The 19,880-nt window shown below is 59.5% G+C and carries 20 protein-coding genes and 1 pseudogene; 8 read left to right on the plus strand and 13 right to left on the minus strand.

The genetic code is table 11. From position 1 onward, the window contains the following. Positions 1 to 23: 23 nt before the first annotated feature. From CWM58_RS04575 to CWM58_RS04585, 3 genes are all read right to left on the minus strand, one after another. On the minus strand, positions 24 to 1,145 hold the full coding sequence (locus tag CWM58_RS04575; RefSeq protein WP_061154439.1) for a M20 peptidase aminoacylase family protein: 1,122 nt from the start codon (positions 1,143 to 1,145) through the stop codon (positions 24 to 26). Continuing rightward, the gene (locus CWM58_RS04580; protein ID WP_100680356.1) at positions 1,135 to 2,142 is read right to left on the minus strand and encodes an LLM class flavin-dependent oxidoreductase; all 1,008 of its coding nucleotides are present in this window, start codon (positions 2,140 to 2,142) and stop codon (positions 1,135 to 1,137) included. The genes CWM58_RS04575 and CWM58_RS04580 overlap by 11 nt, the downstream gene beginning before the upstream one ends. A 91-nt stretch (positions 2,143 to 2,233) precedes the next feature. Continuing rightward, positions 2,234 to 2,785, minus strand: coding sequence for an adenylate kinase (locus CWM58_RS04585; protein WP_100680357.1), 552 nt, complete (start codon positions 2,783 to 2,785; stop codon positions 2,234 to 2,236). A gap of 95 nt (positions 2,786 to 2,880) precedes the next feature. Between CWM58_RS04585 and CWM58_RS04590 the strand changes: the two genes are divergently transcribed. Further along, positions 2,881 to 3,576, plus strand: a complete 696-nt coding sequence (locus CWM58_RS04590; RefSeq protein ID WP_100680358.1) for a class I SAM-dependent methyltransferase — start codon at positions 2,881 to 2,883, stop codon at positions 3,574 to 3,576. 23 nt (positions 3,577 to 3,599) lie between these two features. Here the strand turns inward: CWM58_RS04590 and dapF are convergent, their stop codons facing one another. Further along, complete coding sequence (dapF, locus tag CWM58_RS04595; protein ID WP_100680360.1) at positions 3,600 to 4,466, minus strand: diaminopimelate epimerase; 867 nt, start codon at positions 4,464 to 4,466, stop codon at positions 3,600 to 3,602. Positions 4,467 to 4,660: 194 nt separating this feature from the next. Between dapF and CWM58_RS04600 the strand changes: the two genes are divergently transcribed. Then, on the plus strand, positions 4,661 to 5,548 hold the full coding sequence (locus CWM58_RS04600) for a LysR family transcriptional regulator (protein ID WP_100680361.1): 888 nt from the start codon (positions 4,661 to 4,663) through the stop codon (positions 5,546 to 5,548). Positions 5,549 to 5,737: 189 nt separating this feature from the next. Further along, positions 5,738 to 7,192 carry an L-asparagine permease gene (gene ansP / locus CWM58_RS04605; protein ID WP_074385705.1) on the plus strand — a complete coding sequence of 485 codons (1,455 nt, stop codon included), beginning with the start codon at positions 5,738 to 5,740 and terminating at the stop codon, positions 7,190 to 7,192. A gap of 50 nt (positions 7,193 to 7,242) precedes the next feature. Here the strand turns inward: ansP and CWM58_RS04610 are convergent, their stop codons facing one another. Together CWM58_RS04610 and CWM58_RS04615 are read right to left on the minus strand one after the other, a co-directional pair. After that, positions 7,243 to 7,464 carry a YgdI/YgdR family lipoprotein gene (locus CWM58_RS04610; protein WP_002906779.1) on the minus strand — a complete coding sequence of 74 codons (222 nt, stop codon included), beginning with the start codon at positions 7,462 to 7,464 and terminating at the stop codon, positions 7,243 to 7,245. 147 nt (positions 7,465 to 7,611) lie between these two features. Then, on the minus strand, positions 7,612 to 8,673 hold the full coding sequence (locus CWM58_RS04615; protein ID WP_100680362.1) for a YncE family protein: 1,062 nt from the start codon (positions 8,671 to 8,673) through the stop codon (positions 7,612 to 7,614). A gap of 259 nt (positions 8,674 to 8,932) precedes the next feature. Here CWM58_RS04615 and pqqU point away from each other — a divergent pair, with 259 nt between their 5' ends. Beyond that, the gene (pqqU, locus tag CWM58_RS04620) at positions 8,933 to 11,038 is read left to right on the plus strand and encodes a TonB-dependent receptor PqqU (protein WP_165785682.1); all 2,106 of its coding nucleotides are present in this window, start codon (positions 8,933 to 8,935) and stop codon (positions 11,036 to 11,038) included. 72 nt (positions 11,039 to 11,110) lie between these two features. Here the strand turns inward: pqqU and CWM58_RS04625 are convergent, their stop codons facing one another. Continuing rightward, a complete protein-coding gene (locus tag CWM58_RS04625; RefSeq protein ID WP_048330321.1) occupies positions 11,111 to 11,410 on the minus strand; it encodes a DUF406 domain-containing protein in 300 nt (99 codons plus the stop codon). Between the two features lie 89 nt (positions 11,411 to 11,499). Next, positions 11,500 to 11,730: pseudogene (locus CWM58_RS04630) on the minus strand (hypothetical protein). Here CWM58_RS04630 and rihA point away from each other — a divergent pair. Then, complete coding sequence (gene rihA, locus CWM58_RS04635) at positions 11,692 to 12,627, plus strand: pyrimidine-specific ribonucleoside hydrolase RihA (protein WP_100680363.1); 936 nt, start codon at positions 11,692 to 11,694, stop codon at positions 12,625 to 12,627. The pseudogene CWM58_RS04630 and the gene rihA overlap by 39 nt on opposite strands. 62 nt (positions 12,628 to 12,689) lie before the next feature. Here rihA and CWM58_RS04640 read toward each other — a convergent pair whose 3' ends face one another. Both CWM58_RS04640 and CWM58_RS04645 read right to left on the minus strand, forming a co-directional pair. Then, positions 12,690 to 13,727: an NADP-dependent oxidoreductase gene (locus CWM58_RS04640; RefSeq protein WP_100680364.1), complete on the minus strand. Its 1,038-nt coding sequence runs from the start codon at positions 13,725 to 13,727 to the stop codon at positions 12,690 to 12,692. 65 nt (positions 13,728 to 13,792) lie between these two features. Next, positions 13,793 to 14,374 (minus strand): helix-turn-helix domain-containing protein, encoded by a 582-nt coding sequence (locus CWM58_RS04645; RefSeq protein WP_100680365.1) that lies wholly within the window; start codon positions 14,372 to 14,374, stop codon positions 13,793 to 13,795. 162 nt (positions 14,375 to 14,536) lie between these two features. On the opposite strand from CWM58_RS04645, the gene CWM58_RS04650 reads away from it, so the two are divergent. Together CWM58_RS04650 and CWM58_RS04655 are read left to right on the plus strand one after the other, a co-directional pair. Then, the gene (locus CWM58_RS04650) at positions 14,537 to 15,055 is read left to right on the plus strand and encodes a GNAT family N-acetyltransferase (protein WP_012541564.1); all 519 of its coding nucleotides are present in this window, start codon (positions 14,537 to 14,539) and stop codon (positions 15,053 to 15,055) included. Beyond that, a complete protein-coding gene (locus tag CWM58_RS04655) occupies positions 15,052 to 15,501 on the plus strand; it encodes a DMT family transporter (RefSeq protein ID WP_061154429.1) in 450 nt (149 codons plus the stop codon). The genes CWM58_RS04650 and CWM58_RS04655 overlap by 4 nt, the downstream gene beginning before the upstream one ends. Positions 15,502 to 15,509: 8 nt before the next feature. Here the strand turns inward: CWM58_RS04655 and CWM58_RS04660 are convergent, their stop codons facing one another. Next, complete coding sequence (locus CWM58_RS04660) at positions 15,510 to 15,743, minus strand: YdcY family protein (RefSeq protein ID WP_100680366.1); 234 nt, start codon at positions 15,741 to 15,743, stop codon at positions 15,510 to 15,512. A 16-nt stretch (positions 15,744 to 15,759) separates the two neighbouring features. Beyond that, positions 15,760 to 17,358, minus strand: a complete 1,599-nt coding sequence (locus CWM58_RS04665; RefSeq protein WP_100680367.1) for an ABC transporter substrate-binding protein — start codon at positions 17,356 to 17,358, stop codon at positions 15,760 to 15,762. 269 nt (positions 17,359 to 17,627) lie between these two features. Here CWM58_RS04665 and CWM58_RS04670 point away from each other — a divergent pair, with 269 nt between their 5' ends. Further along, on the plus strand, positions 17,628 to 19,061 hold the full coding sequence (locus CWM58_RS04670) for an aldehyde dehydrogenase (RefSeq protein WP_100680368.1): 1,434 nt from the start codon (positions 17,628 to 17,630) through the stop codon (positions 19,059 to 19,061). Between the two features lie 12 nt (positions 19,062 to 19,073). Here the strand turns inward: CWM58_RS04670 and CWM58_RS04675 are convergent, their stop codons facing one another. Next, a complete protein-coding gene (locus CWM58_RS04675; RefSeq protein WP_100680370.1) occupies positions 19,074 to 19,823 on the minus strand; it encodes an alpha/beta fold hydrolase in 750 nt (249 codons plus the stop codon). Between the last annotated feature and the right edge of the window lie 57 nt (positions 19,824 to 19,880).

Here is a 19,880-nt window from a genome sequence, read left to right on the forward strand (position 1 = left end):
GTTCCCCCTTCCCCTGTCATCCATTAAATATGTTGTAATGCCTGTTCCGCCAGCTGGGCGAAATAGTGCGCTGCGGGCGCAATAAGCCGTTCGTCCGGATTAAATGCCGGATGGTGCAGACCATATTCGCTGGCGCTGCCGATGCTGACGAACGCCCCGGGAATATGCTGAAGATAGACCGCAAAATCTTCGCCACCGAGATGCAGATCGGCGTGATGGGTGCGGTACCCGGCCTGGGCCGCCACGTCGCTGGCGAAGTCGGCCCAGCGGGCGTCATTGACCAGCGCCGTCGGGCCGGCATACCAGAAGACGTCAATCTGTGCGCCAAAGGCGCTGGCGAAACCGGCCGCGATCTCGCTGACCCGGGCCTTGACCCGCTGCTGCACTTCACTGCTGTGAGTGCGCAGCGTCCCTTCCAGCTCGACGCTCTCCGGCAGCACGTTCCAGGTATTGCCTCCCTGGATCCGCGTCACGCTGAGCACCACCGAGTCGAGGGTGTTCACTTCCCGGCTGGCCACGCTCTGCAGCACCGTCACCAGCTGGCTGGCCAGCAGGATCGCATCCTTTCCTTCATGTGGGCGGGCGGCATGCGCCCCCTTCCCGGTCACTTTGAAGACGAAGCGATCGACGTTGGCGTAGAACGCGCCGCCGCGGGTGGCAAATTCGCCCACCGGCAGGCCGGGCTCATTGTGCATGCCAAAGATCGCCGACACGTCCTCCAGCGCCCCGGCACGGATCAGGGTTTTCGCCCCGCCAAAATTTTCCTCCGCCGGCTGAAACAGGATCCGCACCCGCCCCGGGAGTTCCGCTTCCCGCTCCTTCAGCAGCAGCGCCGCCCCCAGCATCACGCTGGTGTGAATATCATGGCCGCAGGCATGCATCACCCCGGGGTTCTGCGAGCGATAGGACAGACTGGTCGCCTCCTCGATGGGCAACGCGTCGATGTCCGCCCGCAGGGCAACCACCTTGTCGCCGCTGCCGACTTCGGTGACCAGCCCGGTTTTCAGATCGTAGGGCAGCAGAGTCAGCCCGCCGCTCTGCAGCCAGTCGCGGATCCGCGCGGTGGTGGCCACCTCCTGCAGGGAGAGCTCCGGGTTCTGGTGCAGCTCGCGCCGCCAGCTAATCAGTTGTTGTTCAAAGGACATTCAGCACCTCCTTGCCGTAGTGAGCCTGCGCCAGCAGGCGCAGGGAGTGCAGGCGCGCTGGCCCGTCGCTAATAGGGGTATCAATGATTAATTCATCCAGCTGATCTTCCGCCTGCAGCGCGTCAAGCCGGGCTTTAACCTGTTCGGGGGTGCCCGAAATCAGCGAAGATTCACGGCGGGCAATGCGCGTCGGCCGGCTGCCGGCCTGGCGGGCAAAGGCGACGGCCTGAGCCTCACTGCCGACGGTCACCCGCTGGCCGTTCTCCAGCTCGACGCCCCACACCTCGACCTGCTGCGCCAGCGCGGCGGCGGTGGCCGGATCGTCAGCCACCACCACCTGCACGGCGACAATCGCCTCACGCGGGCTGAGCTCGCGCCAGCGGTTGATCACCGTGCGGCGCAGGGCGCTGTCACCATTGAGATGAGCGGCAAACACAAAGTTCCAGTCAAGACGAGCCGCCAGTTCCGCACTCTCCAGGCTGGCGCCGAGCAGGAAACCCTCGGCCCGACGCGGCGGGATCGGCGTGGCGCGCAGGCTCTCCTCTCCACCGGGCTCAGTCAGCGACAGCCAGTTATCCAGTTGCGCCAGCTGATCGGCAAAGGTTCCTTTCTCCTCCTGATGCAGGCCCTGCTGCAGGGCGCGGGTGGAGAGCGGCAGCCCGCCAGGCGCTTTGCCGACGCCGAGATCGATGCGACCCGGCGCGAGGGCGGCCAGCAGGTTAAAGTTTTCCGCGACCTTATAGGGGCTATAGTGCTGGAGCATGACGCCGCCGGACCCGAGGCGAATGCGCCGGGTGTGGCCCAGCAGCCAGGCGATAACCAGCTCCGGCGAGGGGCTCGCCAGCTGATCGGTATTGTGGTGTTCGGCGACCCAGAAGCGGTGATAGCCCCAGGCTTCGGCGTGTTGCGCCAGCGTTAATGTACGCGCCAGCGCCTGCGCGGCGGTTTCCCCGGCGGCAAGCGGACTTTTATCCAGGATACTGATTCGATAAGACATTTCGCAGGCTCATATGAAAGTACGTGCCTGCATTATTAAAATCTCAGCTAACTATTGAGAAACAATTAATTCACATGTGTACTGCTGAAAATTAGATATGCCCGCCTGACCGCTGCGCTTCCAGCTCGCGGAGCAGCGCCTCAGCCTGCCGCGGACTGCGCACCCGGACGAAGCGAATATGACGATATTGCGGATCCTGCATATCGGCCAGATAGCGTCGGCGATTCTGCCGCCAGGTTTTCAGCGTCCAGAGGATAATGGATTCCCGGCTGCAGAACGAACGGCGAAAGCTCTCGCGGTTGCCCGTGCCCGGCCACAGCTCCTGATGCCGCCACGCGCGGCTCGCCGCCCGCCACACCGCCTGGCGCAGCGTGCGCCAGAGGCTATAATCGACCCAGATCACCAAATCCACCTCGCGCCATTTGACGCTGCGGCTGCGATTGTAATTGCCATCCAGCACCCAGCCCGGCGTGGCTGTGGCGGCGGCAATGGCGGCGAAAAACGCCTCATCTGGTGTGCCCTGCCAGTTCGGCCGCCAGTACAGGCGATCGAGCTCGATCCAGGATAGTCCCAGCCGGTGCGCCAGGCGCCGGGCCAGAGTGGATTTGCCTGAGCCGCTGGTGCCGACCACGTTGATGTTCATCTCTGTTTCTCCCTGGTAGCCAAACGAATACTTATTTCAATGTTAAATGGCGTATATAGTAGTGATGTTTATCAATGATAAAAGGTGTTTTCAGGATGAACCCCTATGAAGCCCGCTACAGACAACTGTTAGCCAACGGAGCCAGCGCCTGGGCGGGTGATGGTTTTGCCAGGGCAAAGATACAACAGGAAAAAACATTTCATTGGCTGGATTCCCATGGCTATTTACCGGCTCCCGGCGCGCCGGTACTTGAACTGGGATGTGGCAATGGTGCCATGGCCGCCCAGTATCTGGCGGAAAGAGGCTATGCCGTGTGGGGTGTTGATGTCTCCGAAACGGCGATCCGCTGGGCGGAAGACCGTTTTCAGCAAGCGGGTCTGGACGCCACATTTTTCGTCGGTAACGTCTGTCATCTTTCTCAATGTGAGGATGCCCAGTTTGCCTTAATCATTGAAGGCAGCTGTCTACATTGTCTGCTGGAAGATGAGCGTCGCCGTTTTTTCGCCGAGGCGAGAAGATTGCTGAAACCCGCAGGCCGGCTGGTGATCGGCTCGATGTGCGGGCTTCCTCGTTATGCTGAAGACCTCGCCACTTACGATCCTGTCAAGCATCATCTCCTGAAAGAGGGGCAGCCCTGGCGTACGCTTAAACCCCTCCCGTCTTTACTGAATGAGATACAGCAGGCGCAGTTTAGCGTCCTTGCCACCGATGTTAAGCACAATGCCTGGTGGGATCATGCCACCATCGTTTGTTCGGCAAACGGGCCCTCGGCTGATCCTCAGGAGAGTTAATTTCAGGCTGACCGCGCCACCTGTCATGCAACGCCAGTGAAGATGGCGCTGCCGCCAACAAAGCAGTCTTTATCCAGCGTCAGGCTGGCGATTTTATGCACCGGGCCACGCATACGGACCTGAAAATCCGCGTCGAAGGTGATGTGCAACTGACCACCAGGCATGTTGACATCCACCCGATCGTCCACCTTCCCTAACCGACGCATCGCGCTGGCAGCCGCACAGCTGCTGCTCCCGGAGGCCATCGTAAACCCGGCGCCCCGCTCCCAGATACCAATCTTCAGCGTATGGCGATCGATAACTTCCACGAACTGGACATTGGTGCGTTTGGGGAACAAGGAATGGTTTTCGATTTGCGGCCCTAAACGATGAACCTGCGCCAGGTCGAGCTTATCGACGAGGACAACGCAGTGGGGATTGCCCATCGAGACCAGCACGACGGACAGGGTTTCATCCGCCAGCGGCAAAGGATAATTCACCGCCTCAGGCTGATTCACTAAGGCGGGCAGCGCCGCCGGATTGAAATTCGCCCGCCCCATGTCGACGCTAATCTGATGAACATCGCCATGGACAGTGCAATAGACGTCACCGCCCGCCGTATGTACCAGAAAGGCCTCATGGCCGACGCGACCGATATCAAAAAGATAACGCGCATAGATCCGTAGCCCGTTACCGCTTTTCTCCGCCTCGGAGCCGTCCGGATTGATAATACGCAGTGTGGGATTAATTTGGTCGCCGCTGTCGATCAGCAGGCCATCCGATCCCACGCCATAGTGGCGATGGCACAGAATTTGAATATGCTCGTTGCTCAACTGATCGGCAACGTCGCGATGGCACACCAGGTAATCATTACCCAGCCCGTGATATTTATGAAAGTGTAAGGGTGTCATTGTGTGGGTTCGCCTGGCGCCGCAGTTTTTTGGACATCTTACATTACATTCACCGTCTGGATGAATTAAACCCTACGCTGTTAACCGTCGTGGTCATTCTGCTCCACTGCGTCCGGCCAACAGGCTGGCGCCTCCCCTCCGTCGGGCTTACACTCTGCGTACCTGTGAGCGGTATTCATCAATCCGGAAAGATTATGCTAAAAGAGAACGTAAACGATCTGCTCTCCTTTATGGTGGTGGCGCGTGAGCGCAGCTTTACCCGCGCGGCGGCCCAGCTTGGGGTGTCGCAGTCGGCGCTCAGCCATGCCATGCGCCATCTCGAAGCGCGTCTCGATGTGCGGCTGCTGACCCGCACCACCCGCAGCGTGGTACCGACCGAGGCGGGCGAGCGACTGATTCAGCGCCTCGGTCCGCATCTGGAGGAGATGGAGCGGGCGCTGACCGCGCTGCGCGATACACGCGAACGCCCGGCGGGCAACCTGCGCATCACCGCCGGGGAGCATGCCACCAGCACCGTACTCTGGCCGGCGCTAAAGCCATTTATGCTGCAATATCCGGATATTAACATCGAAATCACTGTTGATAATGGCCTCACGGATATCGTGGACGGCCGGTTTGACGCCGGGGTGCGACTCGGCGAACAGGTGGCGAAAGAGATGATTGCCGTGCGCATTGCTCCGGATATGCGGATGGTGGTGGTGGGTTCGCCAGCCTATCTGCAGCAGGCCGGTACGCCGCAGACACCCTGGGATCTTGCGCAGCATCGCTGCATCAATCTGCGGCTGCCGACACGGGGTGGGCTTTACGCCTGGGAGTTTGCCCGAGATGGCCGGGAGATTCAGGTGCGGGTGGAGGGGCAAGTGATCCTCAACAGCCTGCCGCAGCGCATCGACGCGGCGGAGGCGGGCCTGGGTCTGGCCTACGTTCCGGACGACTGCGTAGCGGAGGCCTTAGCCAGTGGCCGGCTGGTGCAAGTGCTGGCGGACTGGACCCCCACCTTCCCCGGCTACCATCTCTACTACCCCAGTCGACGCCAGCATACCAGCGCTTTCACTCTGTTGCTGGAAACTCTGCGACATTGATCTCATTGATAAATCTGTCAAATGCTATCGGTAAATGTTTTAGGTGCGTAACTATTACGTTACGTGTAGGATTCAGCGCCATGTCTGAGCTTATCTCCTACGTCAGAATGATGAGAAAGCCAGCATAATGTGCCAGCCGTCATCCACTCCGGCTGCAAACATGGGCATTGACAGGAAACTGATACATCAATGAATACGAAACACGACACTGCAGCGGAGCACCATGCTGCGAAACGCCACTGGCTCAACTCACATGAAGCGGGTTATCACAAAGCGATGGGCAACCGTCAGGTACAGATGATCGCCATCGGCGGCGCTATCGGTACCGGTTTGTTCCTCGGCGCCGGGGCACGTTTACAAATGGCAGGGCCAGCGCTCGCACTGGTCTATCTGGTCTGCGGCATCTTCTCCTTCTTTATTCTTCGCGCCCTCGGCGAACTGGTTCTCCACCGCCCCTCGAGCGGCAGCTTCGTCTCCTATGCCAGGGAATTCCTCGGTGAAAAGGCCGCTTACGTGGCCGGCTGGATGTACTTCGTTAACTGGGCCATGACCGGGATCGTCGATATCACCGCCGTGGCGCTGTATATGCACTACTGGGGCGCGTTTGGCGATGTGCCACAGTGGGTCTTCGCCCTTGGCGCGCTGGCAATCGTCGGTACCATGAACATGATCGGCGTAAAATGGTTCGCCGAGATGGAATTCTGGTTCGCGCTGGTCAAAGTGCTGGCGATCGTTGCGTTCCTTGTGGTCGGCACCATTTTTCTCGGATCCGGTAAGCCGCTGGACGGTAATACCACCGGCTTCCACCTGATCACTGATAACGGCGGCTTCTTCCCTCACGGCCTTCTGCCGGCGCTGGTGCTGGTGCAGGGCGTGGTCTTTGCCTTCGCCTCCATTGAACTGGTGGGCACCGCGGCCGGCGAGTGTAAAGATCCGGAGTCGATGGTACCTAAGGCCATTAACAGCGTGATCTGGCGTATCGGCCTGTTCTACGTCGGTTCAGTGGTGCTGCTGGTGCTGCTCCTGCCGTGGACCGCCTACCAGGCAGGACAGAGCCCGTTCGTCACCTTCTTCTCCAAACTGGGCGTGCCTTATATCGGCAGCGTGATGAACATCGTGGTGTTAACCGCCGCCCTCTCCAGCCTCAACTCCGGCCTCTACAGCACCGGACGTATCCTGCGTTCCATGTCGATGGGGGGCTCCGCGCCGAAGTTTATGTCGAAAATGAGCCGTCACCACGTCCCTTACGCCGGGATCCTGGCGACGCTGGCGGTGTATGTGGTGGGGGTGTTCCTCAACTATCTGGTGCCGTCGCAGGTGTTTGAGATCGTGCTGAACGTCGCGTCGCTGGGGATCATTGCTTCGTGGGGCTTTATCGTGGTGTGTCAGATGCGTCTGCGCAAAGCGATCAAGGAAGGAAAAGCGGCGAAGGTGAGCTTCAGAATGCCGGGGGCGCCATTCACCTCCTGGCTGACGCTGCTGTTCCTGTTCAGCGTGCTGGTGCTGATGGCCTTCGATTATCCGAACGGCACTTACACCATTGGCTCAATTCCATTACTGGCGGTGCTGCTGGTAGCTGGCTGGTTTGGCGTGCGTAAACGCGTGCATGCGATCCACAGTACGGCGCCGACGCTCAGGAAGTAACTGGCAGGACTCCCGGTTTGTCCGTCGCGGGCAAACCGGGAGGTCAGGATTTAGTTATCCTCAACCAGCTGCGACACGTCGCTGCTGTTAATTTCCCGCTTATTACCAGACTCATCGATATAGCTGGTCATCCCCGTTTCTTTATCCAGCTGCGGCTTGCCGTGGGTGACGATCGTCTGACCGCTTTTGGTGGTCATAACGTAGTTGGACGAACAGCCTGCCAGCAGCGCCAGCATCGCACCGGCGCAAATCACCATAAATGGCTTTTTCATTTTATCTCCACTGATTACCACTGCCCGCGCGAGGCGGGAAAGGGTTAAGTGTATAACCATCTGGTTTATCAGGCCAATACGCGTTTGTAACAGAGGGTGAGGTGCCGGACGGCATACGGGGCGCGTCGTCGCGCCCGGGCAGCTGGCTTACAGCGCGATACGGATCACATCATCCGGCGCAGTGGCCTCTTTCTCACGGCTGGAAGCCTGTTTCACGCTGACGTACAGCGTTTTGCCGTCATCAGAGAGTGCCAGGCTGTTGGGGTGAGTCGGCGTTTTAAAGGTCTTCACGATCTTGTAGCGCTTGCCGTCGATGACGCTGACTTCCCCGGCCTTACGGTGCGTCACATAGGCTTCATTACGCGTCGGGTTAAACAGCACCGCCAGCGATTCCGGCGCGGCGATTTTCTCCAGCACCTTACCGTCGCGGGTATCAACCACCAGCACTTCCGGCTGCTTGCTGTCGGTGATAAAGGCGCGGTGACCGGCGGTATCAAGGCTCAGGTTTAAGTAGAAGTGCGCTTTGCCATCGTCCTGCAATTTTTTGCGCGACACAATGGTGTTGCTCTCGCTGTCGATGGTCAGCAGTTCGCCATCGGCATTGGTGGTATAGAGACGTTTCGCCTGCGGATCGAGCGCCAGGCCCGTCGCCATCGCCCCGGTGCCGGTAATAGTGGTTTTCAGCTTCAGGGTCGCGCCATCCACCACCCAAATCACGCTCTCTTTGCCCAGACCGGTAATGTAGACCGTGTTGGTCTGCTCATTGACCGCCAGCTCGCGCGGCTGCAGCGGGCGCACGGTTTCACTGCGCTGACGCTCGTCCAGCACCAGACGCCCTTTCACCGCGCCGGTTTTGGCGTCAATGGCGGTGACGGTGCTGTCGACGGTATTGCCAAACCACAGCGTGCCGGTGGCATGGTTGATAGCGGCGCCGAACGGTTTCAGATCGTTGTGAATAATCTGCGTCACGTCCAGGGTGGTGGGGTCAAGACGATAAACAATACCGCCTTTGTCCAGTGAGCGACTCTGCGACGTGGCGACCCATAACGCGTTCTCCTGCTGGCTGTAGGCCATTTCGTAGGCCCCTTTCCCGACGGCCTTACGCAGCATCTCATCCGCGGCGTGGGCGCTAAAGCTGCCCGCCAGCAGCAGAGAGGTGAATAACAGTGAATGGCGCAGACGCGGCGCGACAAAATGACGTAGTGACATGACGACTCCCTTTGATAAACCAGTATGTGCTGACCCGACATCGCTTCCGGCGGTAAAGTCCTCGCTTTACCTTTATTTTTGAATGCGAATAGTAATCATTATTTATCTCAAAGTGGAGCGCTAATTGTTGTAGTTCGGTAAATTCATCAGCAAGAAGCACTATCCGTTAACCAACGGCGGTTAATAATTTTCAAATATTTTACAAACGGGGTAACATATCTACATATGTTCCATTTGGTTCGTCTCCCGAGTACTATCGATGAAAATCCTATCCGTGCGTCACGCGGCCCTGCCGGCTCTGCTGCTGCCGCTCATCGCCGCCGCCCAGGCCGCTGATGAACAAACCATGGTGGTGACCGCCGCGCCAACCACTGTTTCTGAACTGGATACCCCCGCCGCCGTCAGCGTGGTCAATGGGGATGAAATGCGCCAGGCCGCCCCGCGCGTCAACCTCTCTGAATCACTGGGCGCCGTGCCGGGCCTGCAGGTGCAGAACCGGCAAAACTATGCCCAGGATCTGCAACTGTCGATTCGTGGCTTTGGCTCCCGCTCAACCTATGGCGTACGCGGACTGCGCATCTATGTCGATGGCATTCCGGCGACCATGCCCGACGGCCAGGGGCAGACCTCGAATATCGATATTGGCAGCGTTGACACTATTGAGGTGCTGCGCGGTCCCTTCTCTGCCCTGTACGGTAACTCGTCCGGCGGAGTGATCAACGTCACCAGCCAGACCGGTACCCAGCCGCCCACCGTGGAAGCCAGTAGCTACTATGGCAGCTTCGGTACCTGGCACTACGGGATGAAGGCCACTGGCGCGGTTGGCGACGGCAGCCACGCAGGCGATGTGGATTACACGGTCTCGACCAACCGCTTCACCACCCATGGCTATCGTGACCACAGCGGCGCCCGCAAAAATCTGGCGAACGCCCGACTGGGGGTGCGCATCAACGATGTCAGTAAGCTGACTCTGCTGCTGAACAGCGTCGATATCAAAGCCAATGACGCCGGCGGCTTAACCGCCGACGAATGGCGCGATAACCCGCGCCAGTCGCCGCGCGGCGACCAGTATGATACCCGCAAGAATACCCGGCAGACCCAGGCCGGTCTGCGCTATGAGCGCCAGCTCAGCGCCCAGGACGATCTCAGCGTCATGATGTACGCCGGTGAACGCGAAACCACGCAGTACCAGTCGATCCCCCGCGCACCGCAGCTGAAACCGAGCCATGCGGGCGGGGTGATCGATCTCACCCGTCACTACCAGGGGATCGATACCCGCCTGACCCATCGCGGAGAGTTGCTGGTGCCCGTCACCCTGACCGCCGGTCTCGATTACGAGAACATGAGCGAGCGCCGCAAAGGGTATGAAAACTTTGTGATGGTCAACGGCGCGCCACAGTATGGCGAACAGGGCGCGCTGCGCCGTAACGAACGCAACCTGATGTGGAACGTCGACCCCTACCTGCAGACCCAGTGGCAGTTAACGGAAAAACTCTCGCTCGATGCCGGGGTTCGCTACAGCTCAGTATGGTTCGACTCGAATGACTACTACATCACCCCAGGCAATGGCGATGACAGCGGTGATGCCAGCTATCACAAGTGGCTGCCCGCAGGCTCGCTGAAGTATGCTCTGACCGACGCGTGGAACGTCTACCTCTCCGCTGGCCGCGGCTTCGAGACGCCGACTATCAACGAGCTGTCATACCGCTCCGATAACCAGAGCGGCCTCAATTTCGGCCTGAAGCCCTCCACCAACGACACGGTGGAGATCGGCAGTAAGACGCGGATTGGCAATGGGCTGCTCACCGCCGCCCTGTTCCAGACCAATACTGATAATGAGATCGTGGTCGACAGCAGCAGCGGCGGGCGCACCAGCTATAAAAACGCCGGCAAAACCCGTCGTCAGGGGATGGAGCTGGGACTGGATCAGCAGTTTGGCGAGAGCTGGCGTCTGAAGGCGGCATGGACCTGGCTGGACGCGACCTATCGCACCAACGTCTGCGACGACGCCAGCTGCAACGGCAACCGCATTCCGGGGATCGCACGCAATATGGGCTACGCCTCCTTTGGCTATCAGCCGGAGCAGGGCTGGTACGCCGGCAGCGATATTCGCTACATGAGCGACATCATGGCCAATGACGAAAACACCGCTAAAGCACCTTCCTGGACGGTGGTTGGCCTGACGACCGGCTATAAGTGGAGTTATGGCAGGATGGATATGGATCTGTTCGGCCGCGTCGACAACCTGTTCGACCGGGAGTACGTCGGGTCCGTTATCGTTAATGAGTCCAACGGGCGCTACTACGAGCCTGCTCCCGGACGTAACTTCGGCATCGGCCTGAACCTCGCCTGGCGCTTCGAATAACACGCCCCTTCCCCGCCGGCGGTGATTGGCGGGGAAGGCTTAACGATGTGGCGTTTTCCCCACGGACGCGGGTTAAAGCAGATTTCGCAGGGATAACTCGAAAATGATCTTTTCCGCCTGGCAGGAGAAAGCGATGGAGAGATCGAGTTTAACCTCGTCGCCAACGGCGGCGATGGTGTAATCGACCTGCGGCGGTTCACTGGCCGGTGCCGCGGCGGCAGCACGTTCGCGCACGGCGGCTACGGTGGATTCCGCTTCTTCGCGGCTCGGGAACATTTTCTCAGCCCGGTAGACGCAGTCCTCGTTATCAATGATGGTACCGACATCAATGGCGCAGCCTTTGGTGCTGCATTTATCTACTACATCTTTCATCGTAATAACCTCTTGAGTTTTCTTAAGGATAAGAATCCGCTCGCTGAAAAGCAAACCATTAATATCCGTAAGTATTAGCGATTTTTTAATTATATCGCGCCGCGCCGGGCGCCAGCTTGCGCCACCGCAAAACGAGGCAACATGATTGCGGACGGTCACGTGACGATACGCGATGCCATCGCAGCAATCGTGGTCTCCATCACACAATTCTGCACACCTTCTCGTCTGCCTCGCCTCACAGCGTTAGTCTGGTCACAGAACAACGCCAACAAGGAGCTGCTATGGCACTGCCGATGATGATTGATTGCGATCCGGGACATGATGACGCGATCGCCCTGGTCCTCGCCCTCGCCTCGCCGGAGCTGGAGGTAAAAGCCGTCACTGCTTCCGCGGGCAATCAGACGCCGGAGAAGACCCTGCACAACGTGCTGCGTATGCTGACGCTGCTGAACCGGCCGGATATCCCGGTTGCCGGCGGCGCTCGGAAACCGTTAATGCGCGATCTGATCATCGCCGATAACGTGCATGGCGAGAGCGGACTGGATGGCCCAAGCCTGCCGGAACCAACCTTTGCCCCGCAGAACTGCACCGCCGTCGAGCTGATGGCCAGGGTGCTGCGGGAAAGCCAGGAGCCGGTAACCCTGGTGGCCACCGGGCCACAAACTAACGTGGCCCTGCTGCTCGCCTGCCACCCGGAGCTGCACGCGAAAATCGCCCGCATCGTGATCATGGGGGGCGCAATGGGGCTGGGCAACTGGCAGCCAGCGGCGGAGTTTAATATTTTCGTCGATCCGCAGGCCGCGGAAATGGTCTTTCAGTCGGGGATCCCGGTGGTGATGGCAGGCCTTGATGTCACCCATAAGGCGCAAATCCACCCAGCGGATATCGAACGATTCCGCCAGATTGGCAACCCGGTGTCGACCATTGTCGCCGAGCTGCTCGACGTCTTTATGGCCTACCACAAGGATGAAAAGTGGGGGTTCGACGGCGCGCCGCTGCACGATCCCTGCACCATCGCCTGGCTCCTCAAACCAGAGATCTTCACCACTATCGAACGCTGGGTCGGTGTGGAAACGGAAGGAAAATACACCCAGGGGATGACGGTGGTCGATTACTACCATCTGACCGGCAACCCGCCCAATACCACCCTGATGCTGGATGTGGACCGCGAAGCCTTTGTCGATCTGCTCGCCCAGCGGTTAGCCTTTTACGCCTGAGACGCCTGACACGCCCCTTTTCCGTCGCGGGAAAAGGGGCAGAGTAAGTCGGATCCGCCGGACTAGTCGTCCGCCGCGACGCGGATCACCACCTTACCAAAGTTCTCACCTTTTAACAGGCCGATCAGCGCCTGCGGCGCCTGCTCCAGACCGTCGATCAGCTGTTCGCGATATTTGATTTTCCCCTCCTGCACCCAGCGCCCCATCTGCTGCTGGAATTCCGCGATCCGATGCCCGTAATCCTGGCCGATAATAAAGCCCTGCATCCGAATGCGCTTCTTGAGGATGGTCGCCATCAGCAGCGGCAGACGGTCTGGTCCGTCCGGCAGACCGGTGGCGTTATAGCCGCTCACCAGCCCGCAGACCGGGACCCGCGCCGCGGTATTCAGCAGCGGCAGCACCGTGTCAAAGACCTTGCCGCCGACGTTTTCGTAGTAAACGTCAATACCCTGCGGGCAGGCCTGGGCCAGCTGTTCGGCGAAATCCGCGGCGCGATGGTCAAGGCAGACATCAAAGCCTAACGTCTCAACCGCATAGCGACACTTCTCCGCGCCGCCGGCAATCCCGACGGTACGGCCGCCCTTAATTTTGCCGATCTGTCCAACCGTGGCGCCCACCGGCCCGGTCGCCGCGGCGACCACCAGCGTTTCGCCCGCTTTCGGCTGGCCGATGTCCAGCAATCCCATGTAGGCGGTGAAGCCCGGCATCCCCAGGACTCCCAGCGACCAGGACGGGTGTTGCGGGTCGTCACCCAGCTTCACCAGTCCGTTGCCATCGGAGAGTTCATAATCCTGCCAGCCGCTGTAGCCCAGCACCCAGTCGCCAGGTTGAAAATCAGCATGATTTGAGGTGACCACGCGGCTCACGGTCCCTCCCACCATCACCGCGCCAATGGCCACCGGTGGCGAATAAGAAGGCGCGTCGCTCATGCGCCCGCGCATATAGGGGTCGAGCGATAAATAAACGGTACGCAGCAGAACCTGCCCCGGTCCCGGCGTCGGCACCTCGCTCTCTTCCAGGCGGAAATTCTCTGCCGTCGGTTCACCATGGGGGCGGGAAGCCAGTACCCAGCGGTGTTGGCGTTGCGGTTGAACTGTCATAGCAAACTCCTCTTGTTAGCAGACTGTACTGAGGCTAGCTGCTTTATGCGCAACGTGCTTTACCATTAAGAGCCGGATGGCGATTGATTAAGGCGAACCACCAGATAGACGCAGGTCTCCGCAGATTCATTGATAAAGCGACAATCGTTGGGCGGGCCAAGCTCCAGACAATCCCCCTTCTGCATCTGATGACGGGTAGTCCCTTCGACAAACACCAGCTCGCCCTGCTGCAGCCAGATAAGCTGGCGGGCGAGCGCATAGGAAGAGGCCGGCATGGGCACATCGCTGCCAGGCGGCAGCTCAATCTGCACCAGATCGATCGGCAGATCGCTGCGCGGCGAGACATGGCGGCGGAGATAGTGGCTTTGCGGGTCGTGCCACACCGGCTGGCTGGCGAAGCGTAGCAGCTTACCCTCCTGCATTTCCGCCCGGGCGATCAGCGTTGACATACTGATGCCGAAGGCGCCGGAAAGACGGCCCAGCATCGAGGCCGTCGGGCTGCTTTCGCCGCGCTCGATTTTATGGATCATCGCCCGCGAGGCGCCGGCCCGTTCGGCGAGGTCGTTCAGCGACCAACCGCGGGACTCGCGCTCGATGCGGATGCGTGCACTGATGCGCTGATTGAGGTTGTCTTCTATAGTATTCATAACGTAATACTATAGTGTGCATCCACCCATTACACAACTGCCCGTCTGGCCGCGTTATTACCGGGTCATCAGTAAAAATTATGCGGAAAACGGATGACAGCGCGATGTTCATTATTGTAATAATATCGTACTACTATAGTGTACAAAAAACTGAGGTTTGCTATGTCCATCCGCCCTGCCATTAAAGACGACTGTGCGGCGATCGCCGAGATCTATAACCACGCCGTCGTGCATACCGCCGCCATCTGGAATGATAAAACCGTGGATACCGACAACCGCATCGCGTGGTTTGAAGCCCGCCAACTGGCAGGCTTTCCGGTGCTGGTGAACGAGGAAAACGGTGTCATCACCGGCTATTCCTCTTTTGGCGACTGGCGCGCGTTTGACGGTTTCCGCCACACCGTAGAGCATTCGGTGTACGTTCACCCCGATCATCAGGGGAAAGGGCTGGGCCGCAAACTGCTGGTTGCGCTGATCGCCGAAGCGCGTCGGCTGAATAAACATGTGATGGTCGCCGGTATCGAATCGCAGAACCACGCTTCGCTGCATCTGCACGAAACGCTGGGCTTTATCACCACCGGGCAGATGCCGCAGGTAGGAACCAAATTTGGTCGCTGGCTGGATCTCACCTTTATGCAGCTGCAGCTGGATGAGCGTCAGGATCCGGACGGCAAGGCATGAATGCGTCGCTTACCCTCGCCTGCCTGGTCGCCGCCGGCGTTGGTCTGGTGGTGCAAAATACCCTGATGGTGCGCATCACCCAGTCGGCGTCGACGATCCTTATCGCCATGCTGCTCAATTCGCTGGTGGGAATTGTTATTTTCGTGACGATGTTACTGCTGCGCCAGGGCGTCGCCGGCTTTCAGGAGCTGGCCCTGAGCGTGAAGTGGTGGACGCTGATCCCCGGCCTGCTGGGGTCCTTTTTCGTCTTCGCCAGCATCAGCGGCTATCAGAGCGTGGGCGCGGCCACCACCATTGCGGTACTGGTCGCCAGCCAACTGGTTGGCGGGTTGATCATGGATTTAGTACGCGCCCACGGCGTGCCGGTGCGGGGGCTGATTGGGCCGTTATGCGGCGCGGTGATGCTGGTGGTGGGCGCCTGGCTGGTGGCCAGGCGCCAGTTCTGAGCGCATCTTCAGAGGATCGCGCCGCCTTTCGTCAGTTGCTCGCGGCGTGCGTCCAGCTCTTCCTGATGCTGTCGCCCATGGTGGGCGATGGCAGTGCGCAGGCGCTGCTGCTGGGTATAGCGTTCCTCACGGCTGAGTTGTGGATCATCGCTCAGGGCGATCAGCAGCTCATTCATATGAGTGATAACGCCCTCGGCAAGGGTGTTATCGACTTTGACGATAACCTCATCCAGATGTGCCATCCTGTTCTCCTTTCGCTTAATTCAGCTTCGCTTTGGAAAAATCGCTCCCCATCATGCTCACGCGGTAGCCGCTGACGTTGCTACGGGTGGCATAGAAGGTCTTGCCGGTCGCCAGGGTGATCCACGGCGCCTGCTGGTAGAAGATCTCTTGCGCCTGTTCATAGAGTTTGGCGCGCGCCTGCGGATCGCTCACCAGCAGCGCTTTCTTCACCAGCGCGTCATAGGACTTATCGCACCAGTGGGCGACATTGGAGCCGGTCTGGATATTATCACAGCTGAGCAGCGTGCCGGCAAAGTTGTCCGGGTCGCCGTTGTCCGACATCCAGCCAAACAATGCGCTGTCATCTTCTCCCTTGCGCATACCAGCAAGGTATTCGCCCCATTCATAGCTGACAATCTTCGCTTTCACGCCCACTTTAGCCCAGTCGTTTTGGATCATTTCGGCGATCCGCTTCGAGTTCGGGTTGTAGGGGCGCTGGACCGGCATCGACCACAGGGTCACTTCCGTCCCTTGCTCCAGACCCGCCTGCTTGAGCAGCGCTTTGGCTTTCTGCGGATCATAGTCGTAGTCCGGGAGATCTTTCTTATACCCGAGCATCGCGGATGGGATCGGTGATTTCGCCACGCTGCCGGAATCGAGGAATACCGCCTTGACGATCGCCTGCTTGTCGGTGGCATAGTTTAACGCCTGGCGCACCAGCACATTATCAAACGGTTTTTTCTCCGTGTTGAACGCCAGATAGCCGACATTCAGCGCTTCAACCGCATGCAGCGCCAGATCTTTATTGCCCTTAATCACCGGGAACTGAACCGGCGAAGGCGCAGGAATAATCTGGCACTCGTTGGTCTGCAGTTTCGCCAGACGGGTCTCGACGTTCGGCGTAATGGAGAAGATCAGGTGCTTAGTCGGTACCTCGCCTTCCCAGTAGTGGGGATTGGCGATATAGCGGATTTGGGAATCCACTTTATACTGCTGCAGGGCATACGGCCCGGTACCGACAGGCCAGTTATCAACATTCTCTGGCGTCCCTTTCTTCAGCATCGCCTCGCCATACTCCGCCGACAGAATAGAGGCGAAGTCCATACCCCAGTCGGCAAGAAACGCCGCGTTCGGCTCGTTAAGCACGAACTGGACGTGATAGTCATCGACCTTTTTCACCGACTTAATCAACTTATCGAGGCCCACGTCGTGGAAGTACTCATAGTTCCCCTGCGACACCTTGTGATAGGGATGCTGAGGATCCATCTGGCGCAGCACGGAAAACAGGACGTCGTCGGCGTTAAAATCGCGGGTTGGTTTGAAGAATTTGTTGCTGTTGAACTTCACCCCCTGACGCAGAGTAAAGGTCCAGGTTTTGCCATCCTCAGAGACGTGCCACTCGGTGGCCAGCGACGGGATCGGCGTGTTCTTCACCGGGTCAAAAGTGACCAGGCGGTTATACAGCACCTGCGAGCTGGCGACAAACGACGGGCCGGAGCTGGCGATTTGCGGGTTAAAGGACTCCGGGGAGGCCTCTGAGCAGTAGACCAGTGTGTCATTGCCAGCGGCCCAGGCGGCGCCGGCCGGCAGCAGTGCGCTCAGCAGCAGCGCCAGCGTGGTTTTCCCTGTAGACATGGTTATAAGTCCTGATTATTGATTATAAGAACCGTAATATCAGCACAGGCGCCCGCCTCCGGCAAATAATCAATGGCTATCACCTTATGCAAATCACACTGAAATCGCTGATTTAATCGGCGTAGCGCTGTTTTTTACGCCAGCGGGTGTCGGGATGTTGTGAGCCACACATAATTCCTGCAAAAAAATGTGCGATAACCGCCCTGCTCACGCTCACCATCAGTAGTGCCCGGTACACTGGGGGAACCGCAGAACAAGAGGTTTCCACCATGACAATCACCTGCAATCTGTACATTGACGGCCAGTGGCACGATGCCGAAGGCCGCCGCACCTTTACCCGCCGCCACCCGGCCCACGACGACGTCGCCTCGGTGGCCGCCGCCGCCAGTCTCGCCGACGGCAAACGCTGCATCGAGGCCGCGGCGAAAGCCTTCCCACTGTGGCGTGATACCCCTCCGGCGGAACGGCGTCGCTTACTGCTCGACGCCGCGGAACATATGCTGTTGCGGGAGGCTAAATTTATCGCCGCCATGGCGGCGGAGACCGGCGCGACCGCGCACTGGGCCGGCTTTAACGTTCATCTGGCGGCCGATATCCTGCGCGAAGCGGCGGCGCTGACCACCCAAATTGAAGGGCAAATTATTCCTTCCAACGTGCCGGGCAACCTGGCGATGGGCGTCCGCCAGGGAGCGGGGGTGGTACTGGGCATGGCGCCGTGGAACGCACCGCTGATTCTGGCTACCCGGGCGCTGGCAACGCCGCTAGCCTGCGGCAACGCAGTGATCCTCAAGGGCGCGGAGCTGTCGCCGGCCACTCAGGGACTGATTATCGACGCCCTTGACGCGGCGGGCTTCCCGCCGGGGGTGGTGAACTATCTTACCTGTGCGCCTGAAGATGCGCCGGCGCTGGTGGAGTCGCTCATCGCCCACCCGGCGGTGCGGCGCGTTAACTTTACCGGCTCCACGCCGGTGGGGCGGATTATCGCCCGCACCTGCGGGCAATATCTTAAACCGGCGGTGCTGGAGCTCGGCGGTAAAGCGCCGCTGCTGGTGCTGGACGATGCTGATATCGAGCAAGCGGCGGCGGGCGCGGTTTTTGGCGCCTTCGCCAATGCCGGCCAGATCTGCATGTCCACCGAGCGCATTATTGTCGACAACGCCGTAGCGGAGGTGTTTATCCCGCTGCTGGCCAGGCGCGCCGCCGCCCTGCCCGCCAGCCTGACGGGGCCGGTGGTTGATATGAACACCATCACCCGCTGCAACGCGTTAATCGACGATGCGTTAGCCAAAGGCGCTCGCCTGCTAACCGGTGGTAAAGCAAGCGATACCCACATGGCGCCGACCTTGCTGGACGGCGTGACCCGCGAGATGCGGCTGTGGAACGAAGAGTCCTTCGGCCCGGTAAAAGCGATTATTCGGGTTAAGAATGAAGAAGAGGCGCTGACGGTAGCCAACGACAGTGAATACGGTCTTTCCGCTGCGGTCTACAGCCGCGACAGCGCCAGAGCGTGGAACGTGGCGCAACGTCTGCAAACGGGCATTTGCCATATCAATGGCCCAACGGTGCATGATGAAGCGCAAATGCCGTTTGGCGGCTGCAAAGCCTCGGGCTATGGCCGCTTTGGGGGCCGGGCCGGCATCGCGGAATTCACCGAGCTGCGCTGGATAACACTCCAGACCCAGCCCCGCGAACTCCCTTTCTGAGCCGGTATTCTTTTAACCCTGGCTGGCGATGATCTGCGCCAGCCCTTGCGGATTCTCCCACGCCATCGAGTGCCCCCCGCGGGGCACAATCCCGACCGGGATCCCTTGCGCCTCAGTCAGGTCAATATCGGCATAAGGCAGCGAGAGCTCGCCGACGATCAGCCTTTTTTGACAGCGCAGCTGGCAGAGCTGAGTAAACCAGGGGGTATCGCTGCCGCGCATCAGGCTGCTGGCGGCCCGCCAGACGGCCCAGGGCGCGCTGTTTTGCAAACAGCCAGCCCATGGCGAGCGCTCCTCAGCCAGCATTCTGGCATAGCCTTCGGCAATAAAGGCCGCCTCTGTCTGCGCCGCAATGCGCCTGCTGTACTCACCGCCGCCGGCAAACAGATTGGGTTCTGAGACCAGCAGCGTGGTCACGCGCTCGCCCAACAGCCCCGCCGCTTCGATGGCGATGCTTCCTCCCATGCTATGACCGAACAGCGCGAAGCGCTGCAGGCACAGATGGTTAAGTAGCTGCTCCACGACTTGCGCTTGAATATGTATGTTGTAACTAAAGTCATGCGGTTTATCGCTGTAGCCGAAGCCTGGCAGATCGATGAGTATTTTACGCCGTCCGTTCAGCGCAGGATCGCTGGCGACGCGGGGATAATCGTAGGATGACGCGCAGCCGAGACCGTGGATAAACACCACCGGGAGGCCATCTCCCGGAAGATCGAGCCAACGCAGCGTGGCGCCTGCGACGGAGGAAAAGAAACCGTTCACCTGTATGCCTCCATGATAAGATTACTGTTTTTTTATACAGTAACCTTACCCTTTCCG

The sequence above is a fragment of the Klebsiella sp. H-Nf2 genome (assembly GCF_002806645.1).
Classification (GTDB): domain Bacteria; phylum Pseudomonadota; class Gammaproteobacteria; order Enterobacterales; family Enterobacteriaceae; genus Klebsiella; species Klebsiella variicola.